Genomic DNA, 23,748 nt, shown 5'->3' on the forward strand with positions numbered 1-23,748 from the left:
CAGCACCGCCGGGAGGAGGGCCAGGATCAGGCCGAGCAGGGCCAGAGCCGTCAGGATCGTGTCGGTCATGGCCGGTGCCGGGGGTGAATCTCGTCCGGTCCCTGCATCGCACGGGGGCGGGGTGGAGTCGAAGGCCTCACGCGGCGCGGTCCTGCCCGTCCGCGGTGCGGTGGGCCGGATTGAAGCGGCGGCCGGAAAGCCGGGCCGCGAGACCGCGCCAGAGGTCGTAGACGCCCCCGACACCCTTGCGGCCGGAGATCAGGGCGCGGAAGCGCGCCGGCTCGCGGCTGATCACGTCGGCGCCGAGCCTGTCCAGGGTCGCGGTCAGATCGGCCTCGAGTCGGGCGAGGCGCTGCGGCCGGGGCAGGGCGGCGAGGTCGGCCGCCGGGATCCCGGCCCCGAACGCCGCGAAGGCTCCGGCGCCCCGCTCGTCCCAGAAGGTGTATTCGAGGGCCATCGGCACGAACAGGGCATCGGGGGCGATCTCGGCGAGCCGCGCCACGCCGGGCCGCAGCGCGAGGGGCCGCGCGCGGGCATCGGCGAACCGGCCCTGCGCGGTGATCCAGAGCATCCCGTCGGGCGCGGAGAGGATCGTCCGGGCGGCTGCCAGGAACTGCGCGGCGCCCCGGGGACTGTCGAGGTCGACCCCGAAGGCCCCGATCCGCTCGAAGATGCGGTAGCGCGCCAGCATCGCGGCATCGAACGGGGCTCGGCTCGGCCGCTCCGGGTAGAGGCGTCCGGCCAGCACGATGATCAGGGCCGCATCCCACCATGCGGGGTGATTGCAGTAGACGACGATTGGGCCCGGATGGGAGCGGTCGGGGGGCGTGCTCCAGAGCGGCAGCCGCAGCGCGTCGAGGTGGCGGTGCAGGTAGCGCTCGAACCACGCCACCATGAAGCGGCGGATCCTGGGCGAGACCTTGGGGAGATGCGCGGCTCTCCCTCCCCCCCCTGCGGGGGAGGGTACCCTGCACAGCAGGGGGGGAGAGGGGAGCGCCGCTTCAGGCAGGGCCTCGCCCGACGTGACGGCCGAGCCATATTCTGCACCGTCGCTCCCCTCACCCGACCCCCTTTGGGGGCCACCCTCCCCCGCAGAGGGGGGAGGGGAAGGCGGCGCGGATGTCACGCCGTCGCGCGCAGGGTGCCGCGCGCGTCCTGATCGTGCGCGTCGGCGGCGATCCAGCCGGACATCATCACCATCGGCATCCCGGGCCCCGGATGGGCCGCGCCGCCCGCGAGGTAGAGGCCGCGCACCTGCCGCGAGCGATTGCCCGGCTTGAACGCCCCCATCACCCGTCCGTGCGAGGCCAGCCCGTAGATCGCGCCGTTCAGCACGCGATAGCGCTCGTGGATGTCCTGCGGCGTCAGGTGGCGCTCGACGACGATCCGCTCCTCCAAGTCCGGCATGTTGGCCGTGCGCTTGAGCTTGTCGAGGATCGTCCGGCGATAGTTCTGGAACAGCGGACCGTCCGGCCGCCAGTCGTGGTGCGGGCGCAGATACGGCGTGTGCACCAGGACGTAGAGCGCTTCGCCACCCTCCGGCGCCACGCTCGGATCGGTGGAGGAGGGGGCGGCCAGATAGGCGGTCGGGTCCGGGGCCGGCTCGCCCTTGTTGTAGATGTAGTCGAACTCCTCCTCAGGGTCGCGGGAGAAGACGAAATCGTGGTGGTTCAGGTGCTCGTAGCGCCTGTTCAGGCCGAGATAGAGCACGACGCCCGAGCAGGCCGGCTCCGGGTTCTTCTTCGTGTAGGCCTTGGCGGCTTCGCCGCCGACGAGCTCACGGTAGGTCCGCACCGAATCCATGTTGGAGATCACCGCGTCGAAGGGCGTGACGCCCTCGGCGGTGCGCACGCCCCGGACCGCGCCATTGGCGGTCTCGATGCCGGTCACCTCGGTGTCGGTCTTGCAGGTGGCGCCGAGTTCCTGGGCGAGCTTCGCCAGCCCCTCCGCCACCGCCCGGGTGCCGCCCATCGGGTACCAGACCCCGTCGGCCGTCTGCATGTGGGCGATGGCGCAGAGCACCGCCGGCGCCCCGTAGGGCGAGGAGCCGACATACTGCACGAAGTGGTCGAGCATCTGCGCGAGCCGCGCATCCTTCACCTTGCCGCGGATCGTCGAGGCCACGGAGGCGTGCATGCGCAACGACAGCACGTCGCGCAGGGTGCCGGGGTTCATATTGGCGCGGATGTTGATCGTGTCGAACAGGTCTTCGACCGGCTTCCAGAAGAAGAATTTTTCCGAGACGCTGTGCAGGTGCTCTGAGATGGAGAGGAATTTCTTGTAGCCTTCGCCGGTGCCGGGGGCGAAGCGCTCCATGTCGCCCGCCATCCGCTCGACATCCTGCATCAGGTCGATGTGGCTGCCGTCGTCGAAGAAGCAGCGCCATTGCGGGTCGAGGCGGCGCAGGTCCATGTAGTCGTGGACCGAGCGGCCGGCCTCCGCGAAGATCCGCTCCAGCACCCGGGGCACGGTCAGGATGGTCGGGCCCATGTCGAAGCGGAAGCCGCCCTCGTGCAGCACCGCCGCCTTGCCGCCGAGCCAGCCGTTCTTGTCGTAGACCGTCACGCGGTGGCCCCGCGCGGCGGCGACGCACGCGGCCGCGAGTCCGCCGAGCCCGCTGCCGATGACGGCGACCGTGGAATCCTGGGTCATCCTGTTGGGTCGCTCCCCGGGGCCGTCGAACCGGCCCGCTGAAGCGAAGCTAGACGCGCGACCGGGCGGGTCAACGCGCCACCCCGTCGCGGCGCGCCCCGTTCAGCCCGCTTCTGTGGACAAACGGCTCAGGAAATTACTGATTTCCCGGCGGCGCAGCCCGGCTTCGAGCACCTCCGGGCCGATTCCGTGCCGCCAGGCGAGGCGATGGGCCGCCTCCGGGTCCGATCCCTGGAGGTCGGCGATCTCCGCGGCGTAGGCGGCGACCGCCCCCGAATCCTCCGCGAACCCCGCCTCCACGAGGGCGCTGCCGCAGAGGCGCAGCATCGCGGCGAGTTCGTCGAGGTCGAGTTCGGGATGGTACTGCGTCCCCCAGAACCACCCGGCACCGTGGCGGATCTCGATCGCCTGGATGCCCAGCACCTGGTTACCGGCGAGCACGCGGGCGCCCGGCGGCGGCTCCAGGACGGCGTCGGAGTGGATCGCCGGGGCGTCCCAGACGGCCGGGCGGCCGGCGAGCAGCGGATGGGTCCGGCCCTCCTGGGTCGGCGTGATCGACCGGGCAAAGCCGTATTCGGGGCCGCGCGGGTTCTCGGCGGCCTTGCCGCCCGCCACCGTGGCGGCCACCTGCACGCCCCAGCACGAGCCGAACACCGGCCGGCCCGCCTCCAGGGCCGCGTGCATCAGATCGAGCTGCCGGGTCACTTCGGGTGTCCCATCGGAGACCTTCAGGGTCGATCCGGTGAAGATCAGGCCGTCGAAATCGGCGAGCCCCTCCGGCGGGGCGGCGTCCGCATCGGCCGGGCTGACGAGCCGGCAGACGGTCCCCGGGGCGAGCGCCCGCACCACCGCGGCGTAGGACTCCGCCGAGGTTCGTCCCGTGGCGGCGACGTGACGGTCGCGGGCCGCACGGTCGTTGCCGTCGGCGATGAGCAGGCGGAGCATGGGATTCTCTCAACAGGCGGGGCCGGACCGTGCCCGATCGCGGCAGCCCTGTCCGCGCGCCGCTGGTCGCAGGGCCGGCGCGGATCGTCGCGCCCCCGATCCGGGGTCCGATGACGGACCGGCCTGCGAAGCATCGGCCCCCCAGGCTCCGGCAATCGTACCGGGGGCGCCGGTCCCGGGGCGCGCACGAGAAGGTGATCGGCGCCCGATCGCGATGCTCCCCCAAATGGATGATGATCTCCGGTCAACCGCAGCAGTATTTAGATCGGGTCGGATACTGCGATGCGATCGGCAGGGAGGGCCAAATGCCAGATCTCGCTGAGATGGAACTGTATTGTCTGGAAGCTCGGGGCCTGATTGCGCGGGCCGAGGATGCCGTTCACGCCATGGTCGAGAACGGTGCCTGCGAGGGCCATCGTTTGATGGCCGCGCAGGGTCTCACGGCGATCAGGCACCTCAACCGGATCATCGAGCTGCACCGTCATCGCCTCGCCTTCGAGGCGCTCCCGAACGCGGTGGGCCTGCCGGTTGCGCCCCGGCGGAGCTGGTTCTTCGCCCTGCGGCAGCGCCTTACGCCCGGCGGTCCCGCCCTGGAGACGCGGGCCTGACCGGCTTGGCGATGGGCTGATACCGAACCGTGTTGAGCCTGCCTCATCGCGGTTCGTCCGCGCGAAGGCGCGGCGGCGGTCGTCTGCCGGGTGCGGTGATCCCGACCATGGATCGGGATCACCACACCTTGGTATGCGAGATCGAATTCGGCTTCGGTGAGGTGAGGCCATGGCGAGAGCCCTGCTGATCTGGCCGGTGCTGCTCCTGATCGCCGCGACGCTGCCCGCGTCCGGCAAGCGCTCGCCGCCGGTCTCCCATCAGGCCGTGGAGATCGAGACCCTGGTCAACCGGGCGGCCGAGTTCCTGGAGGAGCGCGGCCCCGACGCCTTCGCCGAGTTCCGGCGGAAGGGCACCGGGTGGCGCTACGGCGACGTCTACCTGTTCGTCGTCGACATGCGGGGCATCGTGCTGTTCAACGCAGCCTACCCGAACCGCGAGGGACGCGACCTCCTCCACGAGCGCGACGCCGACGGGAAGCCGTTCCACCAAGCCTTCATCGACACGGTCAGCCGGTTCGGGTCGGGCTGGGTCGACTACATGTTTCCGCGGCCGGGGCAGTCGGTTGTCACGGTGAAGTGGAGCTACGTTTGCGAGACGCATGTGGCGGGCGCGGAGGCGCTGATCGGCGCGGGCGCCTACGTCGAGTAGCAGCACCGGCTCAGGCCGTCCGCCGGGCCGCCAGGGCAAGGGCGAGGCCGAGCCCGGCGAGAGCCAGGGCCGCCAGCACGGCCAGCGCCGGTGCGGCGACGGTGAAACCCTCACTCAGCGCGTCCTGATAGGCGTCGATCGCCCAGGCGTTCGGCGTCAGCCAGCCGGCCTGCTGCAGCCAGGGCGGCATCAGGAAGCGCGGCACCATCGAGCCCCCCACCGCCGACAGCAGCAGCACCCCGAAGGTCGAGGCGAGGTGCGCCTGCTGGCGCGTGACCGCGAGCGCGCAGGCGGCGAGCGCCAGACCCGCCGCCATGGCGGAGACCAGCAGGCAGGTGGCCAGGAAGGCCGGCCAGTGCGGCCCGATCTCCACGCCGTAGAGAAGTCCGGCGGCCAGGAAGATCAGCCCGGCCTGCACGACACCCTGGAGGGTCAGGAAGCCGAACTTGCCGAGCACCACCACCGGAAGCCCGCCCGGCCCGGCCATCAGCCGCTCGGCGATACCGGTCTCACGCTCCTCGACCAGCGACATCGCCCCCTGCATGGCGGCAAACAACAGGAATACCGCTGTGATCGCCCCCGCATAGTAGCTGATCCGGGCATTCGCGGTGCCGGATGCGGTGCTGCGCCGCTCGACCATGTCGGCGAAGCTGAACGGCTCCTTCCTGGCCCGCTGCTCGGCGAAGGCCTCGTCGAGGAAGCGGCGTTCGTCGGGGCCGATCTTGCCGCTGCGCTCCACGTCGGCGACGATCCGCGACAGCACCACGTCGGGCAGGGCTGCGTTCAGCACGCGCTGGAGCTGGCCGAGCGCGATCGGCGTCGCCAGGGCCTTGGCGGGGTTCTCGACCAGCACCACCGGTTGGTCGGCGGGCCCCGGTACGCCCTCCGCGGGGGCCGCGATCAGGTCGCCGCGCAGGGCCAGCGCCACGTCGACCTCGCCCGAGCGGACCGCCTCGGCGACGCCGGCGAGATCGGTCGCGGGCAGGCGCGTCACCCGCAGGGACGGGTCGGCCGCCAGGGCATCGGTGAGGCGCCGCGTCGCGGCCGTCTGCGCGAGGTCGGAGAGCCCGAGATGGATGCGGATCCGGTCGCCGGTCGCCCCGGAGAAGATTGCGGCGAAGATCGAGAAGATCACGGTCGGCAGCACGAAGGCCATGACCAGGGCGGCGCGGTCGCGCAGCAAAGTGAGGGCCATCACGCGGAACGCGGCGCCGATCATCCGGCGATCCCGGCCCGCCAGGGGGCGGTGCCGGCATCGTTCACCTCGCGGGGCCGGAGCGCGTCGAGGTAGAGCGCTTCCAGTCGCGGGGCGCGCACCCGGACCTCGGCCACCGGCACGCCCTGGGCGCGCAGGGCTCCGAGCAGCGCCGCACCGTCGAGGCCCGACCGCTCCACCGAGCGCCAGACGAGGCCGCCCGGCTCGACGGCCGCGAAGCCGGCCCGGCGCAGGGCCGCGGTCGCAGCGCCATCGGCCGGGACCATCAGGCTGAGTTCCCGTTCGGGGGCGCCCGCGCGCAACTGCGCCAGCAGGTCGGCGAGGCGGCCGGCGCGCACGACCCGCCCCTGCGCCAGGAACGCGACCCGCGATGCCAGGCGCTCGGCTTCCGCGAAATCGTGGGTGGCGATCAGGATCGCGGTGCCGGCCGCCTTGAGCCGGTCGAGGACGGCGTGAATCGCCGCCCGGGCGGCGAGGTCGACCCCGCTGGTCGGCTCGTCGAGAAGGACGAGGCGCGGCCGGTTCATCAGGCTCGCCGCGATGTTGACCCGGCGCCGGTAACCCCCCGACAGGGATCCGACCGGACGCCGCGCGACCTCGGCGATGTCGGCCATCGCCAGGGCGGCCTCCACGGCCGCCGTCCGGTCGCGCCGGGCCACGCCCGCGAGCTGGCCGAACACGCCGAGATTCTCCGCCACCGTCAGCTTCGGATAGAGGGCGATCTCCTGCGGAACCCAGCCGATCGCGCGGCGGGCGCTGCCCTCCCGGTAGGGATCCTTGCCGCCGATCCGAACGGACCCCGCGTTCGGGGTGAGTCGCCCCGCGACGAGGCGCATTAGCGAGGATTTGCCGGCCCCGTTCGGCCCGAGGAGGGCCAGGGTCTCGCCGGCTTCGAGATCGAGATCGACGCGCTCCAGGACCCGCCGCCCGCCGAGGTCTAGGCCGACATCCGCGATCTGGACCAAGGTCTGTCCCATCCGGGTCAGCGCCGCGGCAGGGCGCGAGCGAGGCGCACCCGCAGGGTGCCGCCCGGCTCCCGGAGGCTGAAGGCGGCCTCGGCGAAGTCCGGCCGTGCGCGGCGGCGGACGGCGCCCGAGAAGCCGTAGGGCTCGAGAGGAAGGCCGAGCCCCGTGCGGTCGAGGCGCCCGTTGCCGTTCGCATCCTGATAGGCCGCCACCGCGTAGGTCCCGGCCGGCACGCCCTGGAAGGTGAACAGGATCCGGTCCGCGGAGGCCGGGGCCTCATCGCCCCGGGCGCAGGACGCTTCCGAGAGCCCCCCCTGGCACAGGGCGACGCGTACCGGTCCGCCGCCGGGCTCGATCCCGTCGACCTCGACCTGCACGGTCGCGGCCGCCGCCGGCCGCGCAGCGCCGAGCCCGCCCGCGAGGATCAGTCCCGCGAGGAAGCGCCGCCGACCCGCCGGCCGCCTCACGAGGCTTCGCCGGAGGTGGCCAGGGGTGCGGTGTCGGGGATGCCGGCCGCCGCCGCGGCGCGGGCGCCGGCCAGCTCCTCGATCAGCAGCCGGGCCGAGATCCGGGCGCCCTCGTAGATCACCGGCAGGCCTGAGCCCGGATGGGTGCCGCCGCCCACGATGTAGAGCCCCGGTCCGAAGCGGTTGTGCGGCCGGAAGTACAGCATCTGCATCAGGTCGTGGGCGAGGTTGAAGGTGGCGCCCTCGTGGACGGCGAAATCCTCCTCCCACTGGGTCGGGTCGATGATCCGCTCGTAGCGGATCCGGGATTCGAGGTCGTCGATCCCGAGGAGCTTCAGCCGCTCCATCACCAGGGCGCGGTAGCTCGCCCGCTCGGCGGCCCAGTCGATCCCGGATTTCAGGTTCGGCACCGGTACCAGCACGTAGAGGGCGGTGTGCCCGAGCGGCGCCATGCCGCCGTCGGTGAAGCCGGCATGCTGCACGTAGAGCGAGGGCTGCATCGGCAGCGTACCCTCGGTGATCTCGCGGATGTTCTTCTCGTAGCCATCGGCCAGGAGGATGGTGTGATGCCCCAGGCTCTCGGGCATTTTGCCCTCGATGCCGAGGTAGAGCATGAAGGTCGAGCAGGAGAGCCGGGCCTTCCGGATCTTGGCGTCGCGCCAGCGCGGGCGGTGCCGCTCCGGCACCAGGGCGCGGACCACCTTGGCGAAGTCGCCGTTGATCAGCACCGCGTCGGCGTTGAAGGTCTCGCCATCCGCCACCAGCCCGCTGGCGCGCTTGCCGTCGAACAGCACCCGCTCGACGTTGGTGTTGAGCCGCAGGTCGACGCCCATGCGTCCGGCCAAGCCCGCCATCGCATCCGAGACCGCGCCGCAGCCACCCACCGGGTGGTAGACCCCGTGCTCGTATTCGAGGAACGACAGGATCGTGAACAGGCTCGGGCACCGGAACGGCGACATGCCGAGGTACTTGGTCTGGAACGAGAAGGCGAGGCGCACCCGCGGGTCGGCGAAGTGGCGCTTCAGGTCGCGGTCGACGCTTCTTCCGGGGTGCAGGTAGGGCAGGGCCGCGAGCATCGCCGGGCTCGCCATGCTGCGCAGGGTGTGGAAGGCCTGCTGCAGGATCGGCTTGAAGTATTCGAGCTTGGTCCGGTTCTCGGTGAAAAACGCCTGCACGTTCCGGGCGTCGTCGGGCGCGAGGCGGGCAATCTCCTGCTCCATGCGGGCGATGTCGCCGGTCGCCCGGATCGTCCCCGAGATTCCGTCCGTCCCCTCGAACACGAGGTGGTATTGCGGATCGAGCCGTTCGAGCTTGACGTGGTCCTCCAGCCGCTCGCCGCAGCTCGCGAAGATGTCGGCGAGGATCTGCGGATAGAGGAAGAACGTCGGTCCGATATCGAACTTGTAGCCGCCCGGCGCCGCCACCGTCTTGGTGCGGCCGCCGACCTGCGCGTCCTTCTCGAACAGTGTCACGTGGATTCCGGCCCGCGCCAGCAGCAAGGCGGAGGCCAGGCCCCCCGGACCGGCACCGACCACGGCCACCCGACGTCCGGTCAGCGCCCGCAACCCATTTCCTGACTGAAGCAACGCCGCCGACTCCCTGCCGAATCCCCTATTCCCCTATGGTCAAGCTAGGCTGGTAATCGCGTGCGGCAATTGCTGCCGTTTGTCGCGCGCAGAACGAACCGGGCTCATCGCACCGCCGAAGACGGTCCGCCGGCCGGATTCCGTCAGGCCGGGCGCGGGCTCTCGGGCGCTGGGTGCTCGGTGCGCCACAGCCACGCGGCCGACAGGATCAGCAGGAGCGTCGCGACGGCCCCGGTCCAGCCCAGCGCATCCCAGCCGGCCCAGCGGCCGGATCCGATGGCGCGCACCAGCAGCGGGCCGGCGATCTGCCCGGCCGCGAAGGCGGCGGTCATCCGGGCCAGCAACGGGGTCGGATTGTCGGGGCGTGCCTCGCGGGCCAGTTGCAGGCCCGCCATGGTGGCGACCATGAAGGTGCCGCCCACCAACACCGCCGACACCGCGATGGCCGGCAGGGTCTGGACGAACAGGGGCAGGGCGGTGCCGAGCGCCATCACGCCCTGCGCCAGGGCCCAGATCCGCTGGCGGGATCCGTAGGTCAGGAAGCGCGCCACCGCGGCGACCGACAGGGCGGCCGCGAGGCCGAACAGCGGCCATGTCAGCCCGAAGACGAGCGGATCGGGGGCGAGCGCCCGCGCCATGGACGGGAGGAAGGTCGCCGGGACGATGTAGCCGAAGCCGAAGGTTCCGTAGCAGATCACCAGGGACAGTTGCCGGCTCCGCGTGAGCGGCGCCGTGGCCGAGGCCTCGCGCTCGGTGAGCCGCGCCGCTCGCGTGCCGGCGCTTCCGAATCGCGTGGCGGATTGCGCCCGGACGAACAGCGCGCCGGCGCCGGCGAGCGTCCCCAGCTCCAACCAGAGCCATTGCGCCGGCTGGCGCCCCCCGACCCACGTCAGCAGGCCGGCCAGGGCGATGCCGAGCCCGACGCCGGTGTAGATCCAGGCTCCGGCCTCCCCGGAGCGCCGCCGGGCGAGCTCGGCGAGGCACCAGCCGCTGGCGCAGACCAGCGCCCAGGCGCTGAACACGCCGGCGGCGGCGCGGAGCCCGAGGCCGAGCAGCGGAACCGTCCCGGCCTCGATCGCCGCCATGGCGAAGGTCGTCAGCGCGACGCCGAGCAGGCTCACCAGCAGGCCGCGCCGCGGGTCGTCCGCGAACCACGACGCGGTCAGGGCCCCGACGAGATAGCCGCCGTAATTCGCCGCCGCCCATTCCGCGCCGGCCGCCGGGCTCAGGGTGCCGTCGCGGATCATCAGCGGCATGAGGGGCGTGAAGGCGAACCGGCCGATCCCCATGGCGACCGCCAGGGCGACAAGGCCCGAGCCGACGATCGGCCGGATCGTGGCCGGCTGCTCTGCGGAGGCGGGATGCATCGTTTCCATGGCGTGCGGTTCAGCACGGAACGGCATGTCTTGGAAAATGAATTCTTGTGACGTATCGTTCTTGGTATGAGAACGATGGATCTCGATGACCTGCACATCTTCCGCTGCGTCGTCCGGGAAGGCGGGGTGACGCGGGCGGCGGCGCAGCTCCACCGGGTGCCCTCCAACGTCACGACGCGGATCAAGCAGTTCGAGGAGCGGCTGGGGGTCGCGCTGTTCCGCCGACAAGGGCGCAGCCTCACCCTGACGGAGGCGGGGCGTACGCTGCTCGGCCATGCGGAGAAGCTGCTGCACATGGCCGATCAGGCCGAGCGGGACCTGCGCGGCGGGACCGTGCGCGGCGTGCTGCGCCTCGGCGCCCTGGAGAGCACGGCCGGCGCACGGCTGCCGCCGATCCTGTCGGCGTTCTACGAGCGGTATCCGGACGTCGCCATCGAGCTGCAGACCGGCACGACGCAGGCGCTGCTGCGTCAGCTCGACCGGTTCGAGGTGGAGGCGGCCTTCGTGTCGGAGCCGTTCGAGCGCCGAAGCCTCTCGTCGGTCCACGCCTTCGACGAAGATCTGGTCCTGATCACCGGAATGGGCGCGACGACGATCCGCGAGGCGGTCGCGCTGGGCGGGCGGACCGTGGTGGCCTTTCCGCAGGGCTGCTCCTACCGCGCGCGCCTCGTCGCGTGGCTGGCCGGGGAGGGCGCGTCGCCGGAGCGGGTGCTGGAGATGAATTCGTACCACGCCATCGTGGCCTGCGTGGCGGCCGGAACGGGGGCCGCGATCGTGCCGGGCGAGATGCTCGATCATGCCGTCCTGAGCGATGCGGTGCAGCGCCATCCGCTGCCCGAGCGCCTGCGCCGCAACCGCACGCATCTCGTCTGGTCCGGAGAGGCGAGCACGCCGCTGCAGGCGCTCATGGCGCTGCTCCCCAAGCCGGACGCCGACGTCCGGGCTGCGTGAGACGGCGCGGCCTGCAGCATCGCGGTTCGTCCGCGCGAAGGTGCGGCGGCGGTTGTCCCCCCGGGCGCGGCGATCCCGACCCATGGTCGGGATCGCCGCAACTGGGTGTCAGTTGCTCAATCTGACGGAGGCGACGGCGGTCGAGAACAGCTGGAGCATCGCGGCCGTGATATCACCGCCGGAGGCGACGGGAAAATACAGCCCGTCGGACGCGCAGGCCTTGAGCATCGGTCCGATCTGGCTCTCGTATGGCTTGACGTAGCTGACGTAGAAACCGTTGTCGTAGATCGGCAAGTACTGCGTGTAGACGATGCCGATGCGGACGTTGTTGCTCTTCAGCGCGTTGCACGTCGACGGGCTGAACGGGCCGATGAAGCGATTGCTGCCGATCTGGAACCCGGCGCTCTGATTGGTGACGGTGCCGCCGGTATCCTCCACGCCGTCGGTCACGAAGAACAGGAACCGGATCGGCGACAGGGACGTCGTGCCGGTACCGCTGGCCGGGATCGTCGCGGTCATCTTGGTGATGGCGCGCTCGAAATCGGTCTGGTTGTCGGACTGGTTATAATACGCATAGGCGATGTCGATGTTGCTCGCCGCGGTTTTGATCTGACTCAAAACCGGTGTCATCGCCTGCAACCGGGTCTGCGTCGTGGAATCGTTGAAGGTCCACATCTCCATCTGGAACTGCTGGCTGAGCGACATGCTGGCATTGGCCTGATCGACCAGCGCCGAGACCGCATCCCTCAGGACCTGGATGCGCAGCTTGATGTTGTTCTTCTGGGCGACGTGATAATTGTCGTTCAGGTTGTCGCCGGTCACGTTGCCCTGACTGTCGTAGGTGTGCTCGTGACAGGCGAAGGCGCAGCCGCCGGTCACGTTCTTCATGTTGCTGACGTCGGTATCGGTGGCGGCGAGGCCCATCGACGGGGAATTGTCGAGCAGAAGATAGAAGTTGATGTACTGGAACAGATTGCGGGTGCTCGATGCGCTCCCGCCGATATTCATGGTCATGACCTTCATCATCGAGGCCAAGCTGGTCTTCACGGTGGCGGTGTAGCTCGCCGTCAGGCTCACGGTCGAGGCGCCGTTGACCGGTGTCCCCGGCGTGAAGGAGGCGACGGTCACACCGGGAACCTTGGCGGCCTCGGTCCGGAACTGCGTCTCCATGTTCTGAAGGTTGGTCGTGGTGATGGTATTGCTCTTCTGGGACATGACCGCGAGGACGGCCCCGTCGAGCGCAGCGTCGAGGCGGGCCTTGGCGGCGTTGCGCCGGCCGTAATCGATGGCCGCGGCCGAGGCGAACAGGATCGGCATCGCCACGAGGGCGAGGGTCACCGCGACCTGGCCGGAGCGCGCGCGCCGGTAACGCCTCAGGCGCGAGCGGAGGGAGCGGCCAGGAAACAGAGACATGATATCCACCCGCGGTCGGCCACAGCTCTAGTAGGTCGGGCAGACCACGCCGCCCGGCATCACGATCTCGTTGATGGTCCGCTCCGACCACGGAATCTGCCGGGTGAAGGTCAGGCCCTGCGCACCGAAGATCCACCGGTAGAGGGCGCTGCCGATGATCGGCGTGTAGGCCATCGAGACCTCCGCCAGGATGTAGCGGGCCCCGTTGAACTGATAGGCGGCGGGCGTGGCCGGTAGGCCGTTCGTCCCGTTGATCTGCTGAGCCGGGCGCTTGGTCGCGTTCTGGGACCAACTGGAACAGACGCCGCCGTAGAACGTGCCGTTGTAGGATAGAACGCCCATCGCGTTGACGACGATCTGGAGGCCCGAGGCGTCGAGCGGCCTGAGGATCGCGGTCGCGGCGCTGGCGATCGTCGTCATGTCGCTGGCAGAGGGGCTCGGGTTGTCCGCGCGCCCCGAGAGATCGCCGAGCGTCCGGGCGAACAGCGTCAGCTTGCGGTTGGCATCAAGGATGCGGGTCAACTCGACGGTGCCGAAATAGATGACGACCAGCACCGGCAGGACGAGGGCGAACTCGACGGCGGCGATCCCCCGTCCATCGGCCCGAAAGCGCTTCAGGATCTGCGAGAGGGCGCCCATCACGAACATACGGATGTGGTGGTGTAGGGCTCGATCTTGAACACGGTCGCGGCCTGGATCGCCCGCCGCTTGTTCGGCAGGTTTGCCGGTGCCGCGCCGAGGAACGGGAAGAAGACCGGGATGTCCACGGCCGCCTGAATCACCATGATCGCGGAGGCGCCCCCGCAGGTGTAGCTCTGGAAGTTGGGGTTCCAGTCGCTGACGCCGTTGTTGTTGATGGCGACGGGGGAGACCGTCGTGGCCCCCGCATAACTGGAGGCCGACGTGATGCTGACTCGGACATTGGCGCAGTTGAAGATCGTGACCCGCGCAGCGCCGCTCGGCTGCGTGCAGATCGCGGTGCGAAACCGGCCGATCAGCGTCGCCGCGTCGGTCGTGCCGGCGTTCGCGGTCTGAAAGGAGCCCGTGTAGACTTGGCGCCCGGCCTCGACGACGGCCTGCTGAAGAATCTCCTGTTCCCAGGCGACCAGCCCGTTCTCCAGGCAGGCCCCGATCAGGGCGATGAAGGGAAGCGCCACGAGACCGAACTCGACCGCCGTGGCACCGCTTCGTTCACGACCCAGCCGCGCGACAGGTCTCGGCGGCCTCAGCCAACGGAAAGCGACATGGCTCAATGGTCTCACGGTCCGACCCGGCGGGTTGGGGTAATCGGACGGGATAGACCACAAGAATCTTACGTTTCTCCATATGCGATCGCGGAAATCTGGCCGCCAGAGTGTTATTGATGTCGTTTAAGGTTGTGGCGTGGAAGCTCTTTCAACCGAGGATATATGCGGGATCTCGATCAGCCTGAGTCATCGAGATCCGCGCGCGCGACGGTGCGGCGGCGCTCGTCCGCCAGGCCTCGCTGACCGGACCCTGGGTCGGGATCGGCGAGAACGCGTATGCGGTGCAGCCTGAACGGACCGACACTCGGGTCTCCGGCGCGGACTCATCGCCCGCCGTCGAGCCGCCCCTGGCCGCGCGCGATGGCGTGCAGGGCGATTCCCGCCGCGGTGGCGACGTTGAGGGAATCGAATCCCGCCGCCATTGGAATGCGGACCGGCCGCGCCCGGGCGAGGATCGCCGCGTCGAGCCCTGGCCCCTCCGTGCCGAGAATCAGGAGGGCCCGTGATGGAGCGGCGCACGCTTCAAGGGGCTCCGTCGCTCCCGGACTGAGCGCCAGGACCTGCAGCCCGAGCGAGTCGGCGAGCCGCATCCAGTCCTGGTCGGCGGCGAGCCGCGCGAAGGGCTGGATCAGCGCCGCGCCGGCCGAGACCCGGATGCTCTTCCGATAGAGCGGATCGCAGCTCGCCGCGTCGAGCAGCACCGCATCCGCCCCGAAGGCGGCGGCGTTGCGGAAGGCGGCGCCGACATTGTCGTGGTTGGTCAGGCCCGCGAGCCCGAGCACCAGGGCCGGCGCGGGTGGGGGCGGCACGAGCGTTGCCGCGTCGGGCTCAGGCCCGCGCAGGCCGACCGCCAGCACCCCGCGATGGATCGGGAAGCCCGCCGCGGCGCTCATCACCGCCTTGGCGGCGAGGAAGACCGGCGGGGGCTCGGGGCAGGCGGCCACGGCCCCGGCGAGGCCTGGCCACCGCTCGGGCAGGAGCAGGATCGATTCGGCGCGGAAGCGGCTGCGCCGGCCGAGCAGCAGCCGCAGGGTCACCTCGCCCTCGGCGATGAAGCGCCCGGCGCGGCCCACGAGGTCGCGCTCGCGGATGTGGGCGTAGGGTTGGAGGCGCGGGTCGTCCGGGTCGGCGATCGTCTCCGGGCCGGGATCCACCTCAGCCCTGCGCGCGCTCGGTGCGGCTGGCGAGCGGGTCGGCCTCGGCCTTGGTCGGCACCTTCACCAGCGCCTCGCCGTCGAGGACGGTCTCCCCCGCCACCGAGCATTGGCAGGCGAGCCGCGCGCGGCGCCGCTCCGGCATCAGCTCGGCGACCGTCACGGTGACCTCCACGACGTCGCCGATCCGCACCGGCGCGCGGAAGTTCAGGGTCTGCGAGATGTAGACCGCCCCCGGCCCCGGCAGGCGGGTCCCGAGCACCGCCGAGATCAGCCCGGCGGTGTAGAGACCGTGGGCGATGCGGGTGCCGAACGGCGTGCGGGCGGCGAAGTGCTCGGACAGGTGGATCGGGTTGCGGTCGCCGGTGATCTCGGCGAAGCCGACCACATCCGAGGACGCGATCGTCTTCGACAGGGTCTCCGACAATCCGACCTCGAGATCCTCGAAATAGAGCACGCGCAATTCGGGCAGCATGACTCGGCAGACCTCCGCTTCCGGCCTGTGACGCCGTCCGCGCCCGGCCCTGGCTCTGGCCTCGCACGATCGCAGGATCGAATCCACCCGGACGAAGGCCTAACCAGCCTCGAACTTTCTTGAGGCGCGGACAGGGTTTTCTCAACGGCCCTCGACAGGCGCCCCCGGGTCGGCGAAGACGCCCCCCGTGACCGCCGATGATGCCGCCGGGCCCGCGCCGCCCGCCCTCCGCCCCGTCGTCGCCCGCGTGGCGGCGCTGAACCTCGGCTATTTCGGCATCGAGATCGCGGTGGCGCTCGCCATCGGCTCGGTGGCGCTCATCGCCGACAGCCTCGATTTCCTGGAGGACGCGACGATCAACCTGCTGATTTTCGCGGGCCTCGGCTGGAGCGCGCGCAACCGCGCCCGGCTCGGCACCGCCATGGCGTTCATCCTGCTGCTGCCGGCGCTGGCGGGCGCCTGGGCGGCCTACGGGAAGATCGCGGATTTCGTCGCGCCGGCCGCCCTGCCGCTGACGCTCGCCGGCCTCGGGGCGCTCGCCGTGAACCTGACCTGCGCGTCGATGCTCGCCCGGCACCGGGCCGGCTCCGGCAGCCTCACCCGGGCGGCCTACCTCTCGGCCCGCAACGACGCCGTCGCCAACCTCGCGATCATCGCGGCCGGGCTGGTGACGGCCCTCTATCCCTCGCCCTGGCCGGATCTCGCCGTGGCGGCGGGGATCGCGATCCTCAACGCCGATTCCGCGGCCGACATCCTCAAGGCCGCCGCCGCCGAGCGCCGGGCCGCCCGGTGAAGCCCGCCATGCGCATCTTCCCCGTCTCGGACCTCCATCTCGAGCGCCGCCGCCTCGATCTCATCGCGATGCCGAGCGAGCCGTTCGACCTCCTCGCCTGCCCGGGCGATCTCTACGAGGGGCATCCCGAGCGCGGGTTGGCGGCGCTCCTGCACCTCGCGCAGGGGCGGCCCGTCGTGCTGGTTCCGGGCAACCACGAGCGCTACGGGCCGACCGGCGACGGTCGCACCGCGCCGGAGCTGCTGGCAGCCCTGGAGGCGGAGGTCGAACGCCTGAACGGCCTCGGCGCCCGGATCCACCTGCTCCAGCATTCCGAAAGCTGCGTCATCGACGGGGTGCGCTTCGTCGGCACGACCCTGTGGAGCGATTGGAGCCTCGCCGGACGCTGGCTCCGCCCCGACACACCCGGGCGCCCGGACGATCCGGTCGCCTACGCGGCCGCGCGCATGACCGATCCGGTCACCGGCTCGCGGGAATATCTGGGTTCGATCCGGAAGGCCGACGGCAGCCCCTGGCAGCCCGGGGACGCGATGGCCGCGCACCGGATTGAGCGGGCGGCCCTGCACGCGGCGCTCCGCATTGCCCATGACGGCCCGACCGTCGTGGTGACCCATCATCCGGCGAGCCCGCTGGCGGCCGACCGGTTTCGGGACGCGCCCGGCGTGCCCTGGTGGGTGCCGGCTTTCTACGCCAGCACGGCCCTCGACGACCTCGCCGATGCCGACCGGCCGGACCTGTGGATCTCCGGGCATTTCCACGCGGGCCACGACCTGGCGATCGGGCGCTGCCGCTGGGTCTCGAACCCCGTGGAGGGGGCGAGCTACCGGGCTGACCTTACCCTGACCGTCGAGCGCGAGCGCGCCTGAAGGCGCGCCCGACCCGGCACCGGAAGCCCCCCTTCCGTCAGCCGCAAGGGTGATCCGGGGCGGGTCCGCTCAGCCGTGCACCAGCACGTTCCGGAACTGCCACGGATCGCTGGTGTCGATATCCTCCGGGAACAGGCCCGGGCGGTCGGTGAGCGGCGTCCAGTCCGTGTAGACGCCCACAACCGGGCCGAGATACGGGGTCTGGACCTCCAGGCAGCGGCGGAAATCCATCTCGTCCGCCTCGACGATGCCGGCCTCCGGGTTCTCCAGCGCCCAGACCATGCCGGCCAGCACCGCCGAGGTCACCTGCAGGCCGGTGGCGTTCTGGTAGGGGGCGATCCGGCGGGTCTCCTCGATGGAGAGCTGCGAGCCGTACCAGTAGGCGTTCTTCTCGTGGCCGTAGACCAGCACGCCGAGCTCGTCGATGCCGTCCACGATCTCGGTCTCGTCGAGGATGTGGTGCTGCTCCTGCACCTTGGCGGCCTTGCCGAACATCTCGTGGAGCGAGAGCACCGCGTCGTCGGCCGGGTGATAAGCGTAGTGGCAGGTCGGCCGGAACACCGGCTTCCCGCCCTCCTGCACCGTGTAGTAGTCGGCGATCGAGACCGCCTCGTTGTGGGTCACGAGGAAGCCGAACTGGGAGCCGGCGGTCGGCACCCAGGTGCGAACCCGCGTGTCGGCGCCGGGCTGCAGCAGGTAGATGGCGCAGCGCGAGCCCTTCTCCTGCTCGCGGGCATTGGCGGGCTTCCAGGTCTCGTGCGTGCCCCAGCCGAGCTCGGCCGGCTGGTTGCCCTCGGAGACGAAGCCCTCGACCGACCACGTGTTGACGAAGACGCCGCGCGGCTTCGGATTCTTGGCGCGCTGCGTGTCCCGCTCGGCGATGTGGACGCCCTTCACGCCCAGATCCTTCATCAGCGCGGCCCACTCGGCCTTGCTCTTGGGCTCGGGCCGCTGCAGGCCGGTATCCTGCGCGATGTTCAGGAGCGCCTGCTTGACGAACCACGAGACCATGCCGGGATTGGCGCCGCAGCACGAGACCGCGGTGGTGCCGCCGGGCTTCCTGGCGCGGGCATCGAGGATGTCCTCGCGGAGCGCGTAGTTGGTGCGGTCGCCCTGGCTCTTCGTCTTGTCGAAGTAGAAGCCCGGCCAGGGCTCGGCCACCGTGTCGATGTAGAGGGCGCCGAGTTCGCGGCAGAGTTCCAGGATGGCGCGCGACGAGGTGTCGACCGACAGGTTCACGCAGAAGCCCTGACCGCCGCCCTCGGTGAGGAGCGGGGTGAGGACATCGCGATAGTTCTCAGGCGTGAGCGCCACCGTCTCGAAGCGCAGGCCATGCTTCTCGGCGAGCGCCCGATGGGTGTCGACCGGGTCGATCACCGTGAAGCGAGCCTTGTCGTAAGCGAAGTGGCGTTCGATCAGGGGCAGGGTGCCCCGGCCGATCGAGCCGAAGCCGATCATCACGATGGGGCCGCTGATGCGGCCATGGATCGGGTGACGGGTCGGCTGATCGGTCATTCAGGATATCCTCGGATCTGACGGGCGCCGCGGGCGTCCGCGCGGTCTGGCCAGCGGGCGGGTTATGGCGCGCATGTGACACTGCGGCGACAGGTCCAGGCATGCGTTGCGGCGCGGCCGATGGCCCGCCGCCGAAAGCGGCTCAATGGCGTCTCGCCCGGGCCCGGTCAACCATCCGCTGCGACGAGCCGTTAATGCGACGTTGACGGACGGGGTACGCTGCCATGATTCGGGCGCATGATGCACCCGCGCCGCGGCCTGTGGCCAGCGCCGGCCGCAAGCCTCATATTGCATTGCAGCAAGGCCGCCGAGACGGCCGATCAGCACGGGATTTCCGGAAACGCCCGAGACACAGCCCGTCGGAGACCGTCATGCTCGCTCTCATCGCCTCCCGGATCCCCAGCCCGGTCACCGAGACCGCCGATCGCGATCCCGGCTTCCTGACCCTCGTGTTCGCCTCCGCCCGCGCCATCCGCAGCGGCGCCGAGGCCGCCTTCGCGCGCCGCTGCGCCCTGGCCCGCGCCGTCGGCGGCCCGAACCCGCTCTGAAGGGTTCGGCCCCGGCAGGTCTGCATAACCCTCGGGCACGCTGGGCAATTGCTTCGGTCCCGCTGGGGCTTTAGGGCGCTTTGCCGTTCCATGGCCCCGGGGGTTGTTGATTCCATGCCGACGATTCACGCGCTCCTGCGCGCCACGCTGAGCGTCACGCTGCTGCTCGCCCTTCCGCTGGCGGCGCCGCGGGCGCAGGATGCCGAGCCGGAGGCCGCCCCGGCCGGGGCACCGCAGAAGGCCCGGCCGAAGCCGAAGCCCAAGCCCGCCGCGCCGAAACCAGCGGCCAAGCCCGCCGCCGAGTCCCCGCCGGCCGCGGCGTCGGCGCCGGTCCACGCCGCATGGCCCAATGGCGCGAGCTCCGTGACCGAGAGCTACGGCGACTGGTCCATGACCTGCACCCATCCGGGCGAGAAGATCACCTGCATCATCGCCCAGTCGCAGGGTGATTCGCAGACGGGCCGGCGCAAGTTCGGCATCGAGCTCCAGACACCGAAGGATGGCCGCGCCGAGGGGATCGTGCTGATGCCCTTCGGCCTCGCCATCGAGCCCGGCATCGCCTTCAAGCTGGACGAGCAGACCCTCGGCAAGGGGGCGCCCTACTCCGCCTGCGGGCCGGATGGCTGCTTCGTGCCGATCAGCTTCCCGACGCTCGCCCTCGACGGCATGCGGACCGCCAAGAAGCTGTTCGTGATCGGCCACAAGGCCGGCAGCAGCGATGACGCGACGATCACGGTCCCGCTGGAGGGCTTCGCCCAGGCCCTCGACCGCGCCGTCGCCCTGAGCGGCTGACGCACGGCGATCCCGTCGATTTGCGGGTTACGGTTAAGGCCGCGTTAGTGGCCGCGCCGCAGGATGGCCACGACTTGTGGCGCCGCGCGCCGCGGCCCCGCCGGTGCCGCGCGCCGGGATCGGATCGGCGAGGCGATGGGATCGGAGGGCGGGCGACCCCGGATCGGTCAGGGGCTCGGGCGGCGACTGCTGCGCGCGTCGCTGCCGCTGCTCGCCCTGCTGGCGGCGGTCGATCCCGCCCTGGCCGGTCGGCTGATCGGCGCCAAGGGGACCGAGACCGGCACCGGCCTGGGCGGCTACGGCCGCATCGTGCTGACCTTCGACAAGCCCGTCACGGTCAAGGCGAAGCTCGCGGGTGGCGTGCTGCTGCTCGGCTACGGCGAGCGCGTCGGGCAGGGCCCTGAGCGCCTGTCCGACGAGATGCCCGCCTACGTGTCGAGCGTCCGGCGCGATCCGGACGGGACCGGGCTGCGGGTCGCCCTGCAGCGGCCTTACCGGGTCAACCTGCAGACGGCCGGCGAGCGGGTCTTCGTGGATCTGCTGCCGGAGGGCTGGGCCGGTCTGCCGCCGCCGCTGCCGCCCGAGGTTGTGGCCGAGCTCGCCCGCCGCGCCCGGGTCGCCGAGGAGGCGCTCAAGGCCCGCATCCCCGAACCGGTGCGCAAGCCGCTGCCGCTCGAACTGGCGCTCCTCCCGACGCTGACGCGCCTCTCCCTGCGCCTGCCCGCGGAGGCCGTCACGACGCTCTCTGCCGAGGGCGCTGCAACGCGGCTGCGGGTCGTCGGCCCATGGACCATCGATCCGGGCGCGACGCGCGGCCGCCCCCGGCCCGGCATCGCCAAGCTGGCGACCGAGACGGATGCGACCTCGGCCAGCCTGCTCGTCACCCCAGAGGACGGGTTCCAGATCGGCTCGGAGCGCGAGGACGGCGCCTTCCTCCTGGACGTCGTCCGGCGCAAGCCGGCGGAGCCCGCCAGCGCCGCGGTCGCGATACCCGGGCCGGCGGCGCCGACCCGGGTCGCCGCAGCGCCGACCGTTCCCGTTCCGGCGCCCGCGCCGCCGGCCCGGGCCGAGGCGGCCGTTCCGGAGCGTTCGCCCGCGCCGCCGCCGCCGCTGCGGCCGGCCGGGTCCGGCTTGGTCTTTCCGTTCCAGACCCTGCCGCCAGCAGTGCTGTTCGAGCGCGGCGGCGTCATCACGCTCGCCTTCGAGACGACCGAGCCGGTCTCCGTACCGACCGGCAATCCGGGTCTCGCGCCTGTCGGAAGCCCCGCCCGGACCGGACCGCTCACCGTCCTGCGCTTCTCGGCGCCCCAGGGCCGGCTGGTCGATCTCAACGCCGTCACCACGGAGGGCAGGGTCGGCTGGGAACTCTCGGCGGGCGATACCCTGAGCCCGAGCGACACGATCGATCCCGTGCGCAGGCCCGATGCCTCGGGCCGGATCACGGTCTCCCTCGGGCTGGCCCGGCCGGGCTCGGCGACGTGGCTCGACCTCGACGGCGAGCGCATCGCGGTGGTCACCTCGGCATCCCAGCGGCCGGTCGGCAATCCGAAGAGCCGGCGCTTCGTGGATTTCGAAATCCTGCCGAGCCGGCACGGCCTCGCGGTGCTGGCCGGCGCCGACGACCTCGCGGTCCGGCCGGAACTCGACACGGTGACGATCGGCCGGGCGGGGGGCCTCGCCGCCTCGGCGACCGCGCGCAAGGCCGAGGTTGCCCTGGCCGAGCCGGGAGCCCTCGCCATCACGCCCGAGGCCTGGAACCGGGCGCGGTCCGGAAACGTGCGCGACACCCTGCGCGGGGCGCTCAACGAGGCTGCCGCCGCGAACCCCGCCGACCGCGGCCCGGCGCGGCTCGCCCTCGCCAAGGTCTATTTCGCCAACGGGCTCGATCCGGAGGGGCTCGCAGCCGTCGAAGCGGCAGCAGCCGATGATCCGCTGCTCGCCGCCCAGCGCGACACCGCCCTGCTGCGGGGTCTCGCGCTCGTGCGGATGGGGCGCCACGCCGAGGCGCTGAAGGCGCTGTCGACACCGAACCTCGCCGGAAATCCGGAGGCCGCACTGTGGCGGGCGATGGTCTCGGCCAGCACGGGCGACTGGAAGGCGGCCGAGACCGGCTTCCTCAAGGTCCTGCCGCTCGCCGAGGGATACCCCCTGGAACTGGCCGCGCTGATCCGCGCCGCCGCGGCCGAATCGGCAATCGAGAACGGCGACGCCGAAACCGCCGCCGCCCGCGCCGGGGACGCCCGCGACCTGTCCCCCTGGATCCGCGACCGTCTGGCCCTGGTCCGCGCCCGCGTCTCCGAGGCGACCGGCCAGGTCGAGGCGGCGCTCGATGCCTATGCCCGCCTGGAGACGGAGGCGGTGCGTCCGGTCTCGGTGGAGGCGGCCCTGCGCGGCACGCTGCTCGCCCGGTCCGTCGGCAAGCTGACCGAGGATGCCGCGATCGAGCGCCTGGAACGTCTCGCCACGACCTGGCACGGCGGCGCCGTCGAGGACGGCATCACGGCCGGCCTCGCCCGGCTCTACCTCGCCGCCGGCCGCTGGCGCGACGCCTTCACGGCGGTGCGCCGGGCCAACGCCTCCGCGCCCAACGCCACCGCCTCGGAGGCGCTCTCCCGCGACGCGCAGGCCGCCTTCGAGAGCCTGTTTCTCACCGATAAGGGCGATGCCCTGTCGGGAGTCGAGGCCGTGGCGCTGTTCTTCGATTTCCGCGAGCTGAGCCCGATCGGGCGGCGCGGCGACGAGGTGGTGCGCCGGCTCGCCGACCGCCTCGTGGGCCTCGACCTCCTCGAACCGGCCGCCGACCTGCTTCAGTACCAGATCGACAACCGGCTGACCGGCCCGGCCCGGTCGGCGGTCGCGGCGCGGCTCGCCACGGTGCGGTTGATGGACGACAAGCCGCTGCAGGCGCTGAAGGTCCTCGACGCCACCGAGCTGCCCGAGCTGCCGGGCGAGCTGAAGCGCGCCCGCGGCCTGGTCCGCGCCCGCGCTCTCTCGGACCTGACCCGCACCGACCTCGCCCTGGAGACGATCGAGGACGAGAGCGGGCCGGATATCGAGCGCCTGCGGGCCGACATCTACTGGGGCGCCCGCCGCTGGCGCGAGGCCGGCGAGACGCACGAGGCGCTGCTCGGCGAGGCGTGGCGGTCCGGCCAGCCCCTGGACGATCAGTCCCGGGCGGATGTCGTCCGCGCCGCGATCGCCTACGACCTCGCCGGCGAGGCGATCGGCCTGGAGCGGCTCAAGGCCAAATTCTCGCAGGCCATGGCGGCGAGCCCCGACGCGCGCACCTTCGCGCTGCTCACGGGCGCCGACCCGACCCGGACCCCGGGCTTCCGCGCGGTGGCGGCCCAGGCCACCAAGGCCGAGACGCTGTCGTCCTTCCTGGCCGAGTACCGCAAGCGCTACCCGGACGCCGCCGTGCCCGACCGGGGCAAGCCAGGGGCCACCGGCGCGGGTGATCCCAAGCCCCCGGCCGGCGACCAGCAGAGCAACGCCGGAACCCCCGGCACGCCGCCAGGATGAGGGCGCGG

General features: G+C 71.5%; 22 protein-coding genes. 8 read left to right on the plus strand and 14 right to left on the minus strand.

Annotated features, from left to right (window positions below; genetic code table 11):
* Positions 1–136: 136 nt before the first annotated feature.
* The 3 genes from MKK75_RS14210 to MKK75_RS14220 form a co-directional block, all read right to left on the minus strand.
* Complete coding sequence (locus tag MKK75_RS14210; RefSeq protein WP_244043204.1) at positions 137–895, minus strand: lysophospholipid acyltransferase family protein; 759 nt, start codon at positions 893–895, stop codon at positions 137–139.
* 227 nt (positions 896–1,122) lie between these two features.
* Positions 1,123–2,652, minus strand: coding sequence for a phytoene desaturase family protein (locus MKK75_RS14215; protein WP_244043205.1), 1,530 nt, complete (start codon positions 2,650–2,652; stop codon positions 1,123–1,125).
* Between the two features lie 102 nt (positions 2,653–2,754).
* Positions 2,755–3,597, minus strand: a complete 843-nt coding sequence (locus MKK75_RS14220; RefSeq protein ID WP_244043206.1) for a type 1 glutamine amidotransferase — start codon at positions 3,595–3,597, stop codon at positions 2,755–2,757.
* 305 nt (positions 3,598–3,902) lie between these two features.
* On the opposite strand from MKK75_RS14220, the gene MKK75_RS14225 reads away from it, so the two are divergent.
* Both MKK75_RS14225 and MKK75_RS14230 read left to right on the plus strand, forming a co-directional pair.
* Positions 3,903–4,205 (plus strand): hypothetical protein, encoded by a 303-nt coding sequence (locus tag MKK75_RS14225; RefSeq protein WP_244043207.1) that lies wholly within the window; start codon positions 3,903–3,905, stop codon positions 4,203–4,205.
* A gap of 169 nt (positions 4,206–4,374) precedes the next feature.
* Entirely contained in the window at positions 4,375–4,854 is a 480-nt protein-coding gene (locus MKK75_RS14230) for a cache domain-containing protein (RefSeq protein WP_244043208.1), read from the plus strand.
* A gap of 10 nt (positions 4,855–4,864) precedes the next feature.
* On the opposite strand, the gene MKK75_RS14235 is transcribed toward MKK75_RS14230, so the two are convergent.
* The 5 genes from MKK75_RS14235 to MKK75_RS14255 all read right to left on the minus strand — a co-directional run bounded on the left by MKK75_RS14235 (position 4,865) and on the right by MKK75_RS14255 (position 10,464).
* Entirely contained in the window at positions 4,865–6,073 is a 1,209-nt protein-coding gene (locus tag MKK75_RS14235) for an ABC transporter permease (RefSeq protein ID WP_244043209.1), read from the minus strand.
* Positions 6,070–7,047, minus strand: a complete 978-nt coding sequence (locus MKK75_RS14240; RefSeq protein WP_244043210.1) for an ABC transporter ATP-binding protein — start codon at positions 7,045–7,047, stop codon at positions 6,070–6,072. The genes MKK75_RS14235 and MKK75_RS14240 overlap by 4 nt, the downstream gene beginning before the upstream one ends.
* Before the next feature lie 5 nt (positions 7,048–7,052).
* Positions 7,053–7,502, minus strand: coding sequence for a DUF2141 domain-containing protein (locus tag MKK75_RS14245; protein ID WP_409567567.1), 450 nt, complete (start codon positions 7,500–7,502; stop codon positions 7,053–7,055).
* A complete protein-coding gene (crtI, locus tag MKK75_RS14250) occupies positions 7,499–9,088 on the minus strand; it encodes a phytoene desaturase family protein (protein WP_244043211.1) in 1,590 nt (529 codons plus the stop codon). Before crtI ends, MKK75_RS14245 begins: the two co-directional genes overlap by 4 nt.
* A 143-nt stretch (positions 9,089–9,231) precedes the next feature.
* Positions 9,232–10,464 carry a YbfB/YjiJ family MFS transporter gene (locus tag MKK75_RS14255; RefSeq protein ID WP_244043212.1) on the minus strand — a complete coding sequence of 411 codons (1,233 nt, stop codon included), beginning with the start codon at positions 10,462–10,464 and terminating at the stop codon, positions 9,232–9,234.
* A 75-nt stretch (positions 10,465–10,539) separates the two neighbouring features.
* Between MKK75_RS14255 and MKK75_RS14260 the strand changes: the two genes are divergently transcribed.
* Positions 10,540–11,415 (plus strand): LysR family transcriptional regulator, encoded by an 876-nt coding sequence (locus MKK75_RS14260; RefSeq protein WP_244043213.1) that lies wholly within the window; start codon positions 10,540–10,542, stop codon positions 11,413–11,415.
* 108 nt (positions 11,416–11,523) lie between these two features.
* Here the strand turns inward: MKK75_RS14260 and MKK75_RS14265 are convergent, their stop codons facing one another.
* The 5 genes from MKK75_RS14265 to croR form a co-directional block, all read right to left on the minus strand.
* Positions 11,524–12,828, minus strand: coding sequence for a TadE/TadG family type IV pilus assembly protein (locus MKK75_RS14265; protein WP_244043214.1), 1,305 nt, complete (start codon positions 12,826–12,828; stop codon positions 11,524–11,526).
* A 27-nt stretch (positions 12,829–12,855) separates the two neighbouring features.
* On the minus strand, positions 12,856–13,467 hold the full coding sequence (locus MKK75_RS14270) for a TadE/TadG family type IV pilus assembly protein (protein WP_244043215.1): 612 nt from the start codon (positions 13,465–13,467) through the stop codon (positions 12,856–12,858).
* The gene (locus MKK75_RS14275; RefSeq protein ID WP_409567568.1) at positions 13,467–14,090 is read right to left on the minus strand and encodes a TadE/TadG family type IV pilus assembly protein; all 624 of its coding nucleotides are present in this window, start codon (positions 14,088–14,090) and stop codon (positions 13,467–13,469) included. The genes MKK75_RS14270 and MKK75_RS14275 overlap by 1 nt, the downstream gene beginning before the upstream one ends.
* Positions 14,091–14,398: 308 nt before the next feature.
* Entirely contained in the window at positions 14,399–15,229 is an 831-nt protein-coding gene (locus MKK75_RS14280) for a TrmH family RNA methyltransferase (protein WP_244043217.1), read from the minus strand.
* A 1-nt stretch (position 15,230) separates the two neighbouring features.
* A complete protein-coding gene (gene croR, locus MKK75_RS14285) occupies positions 15,231–15,704 on the minus strand; it encodes a 3-hydroxybutyryl-CoA dehydratase (protein ID WP_244043218.1) in 474 nt (157 codons plus the stop codon).
* 187 nt (positions 15,705–15,891) lie between these two features.
* Here croR and MKK75_RS14290 point away from each other — a divergent pair, with 187 nt between their 5' ends.
* Complete coding sequence (locus MKK75_RS14290; RefSeq protein ID WP_244043219.1) at positions 15,892–16,497, plus strand: cation transporter; 606 nt, start codon at positions 15,892–15,894, stop codon at positions 16,495–16,497.
* Positions 16,498–16,505: 8 nt separating this feature from the next.
* A complete protein-coding gene (locus MKK75_RS14295) occupies positions 16,506–17,363 on the plus strand; it encodes a metallophosphoesterase (protein ID WP_244043220.1) in 858 nt (285 codons plus the stop codon).
* Positions 17,364–17,432: 69 nt separating this feature from the next.
* Here MKK75_RS14295 and MKK75_RS14300 read toward each other — a convergent pair whose 3' ends face one another.
* Positions 17,433–18,878 (minus strand): homospermidine synthase, encoded by a 1,446-nt coding sequence (locus tag MKK75_RS14300; protein WP_244043221.1) that lies wholly within the window; start codon positions 18,876–18,878, stop codon positions 17,433–17,435.
* Between the two features lie 371 nt (positions 18,879–19,249).
* Between MKK75_RS14300 and MKK75_RS14305 the strand changes: the two genes are divergently transcribed.
* From MKK75_RS14305 to MKK75_RS14315, 3 genes are all read left to right on the plus strand, one after another.
* Positions 19,250–19,426: a hypothetical protein gene (locus MKK75_RS14305; protein ID WP_244043222.1), complete on the plus strand. Its 177-nt coding sequence runs from the start codon at positions 19,250–19,252 to the stop codon at positions 19,424–19,426.
* A gap of 114 nt (positions 19,427–19,540) precedes the next feature.
* Entirely contained in the window at positions 19,541–20,218 is a 678-nt protein-coding gene (locus MKK75_RS14310) for an invasion associated locus B family protein (protein WP_244043223.1), read from the plus strand.
* Positions 20,219–20,353: 135 nt separating this feature from the next.
* On the plus strand, positions 20,354–23,740 hold the full coding sequence (locus tag MKK75_RS14315; RefSeq protein WP_244043262.1) for a hypothetical protein: 3,387 nt from the start codon (positions 20,354–20,356) through the stop codon (positions 23,738–23,740).
* Positions 23,741–23,748: the final 8 nt, after the last annotated feature.

The organism is Methylobacterium sp. J-030 (genome assembly GCF_022829545.1).
GTDB lineage: Bacteria > Pseudomonadota > Alphaproteobacteria > Rhizobiales > Beijerinckiaceae > Methylobacterium.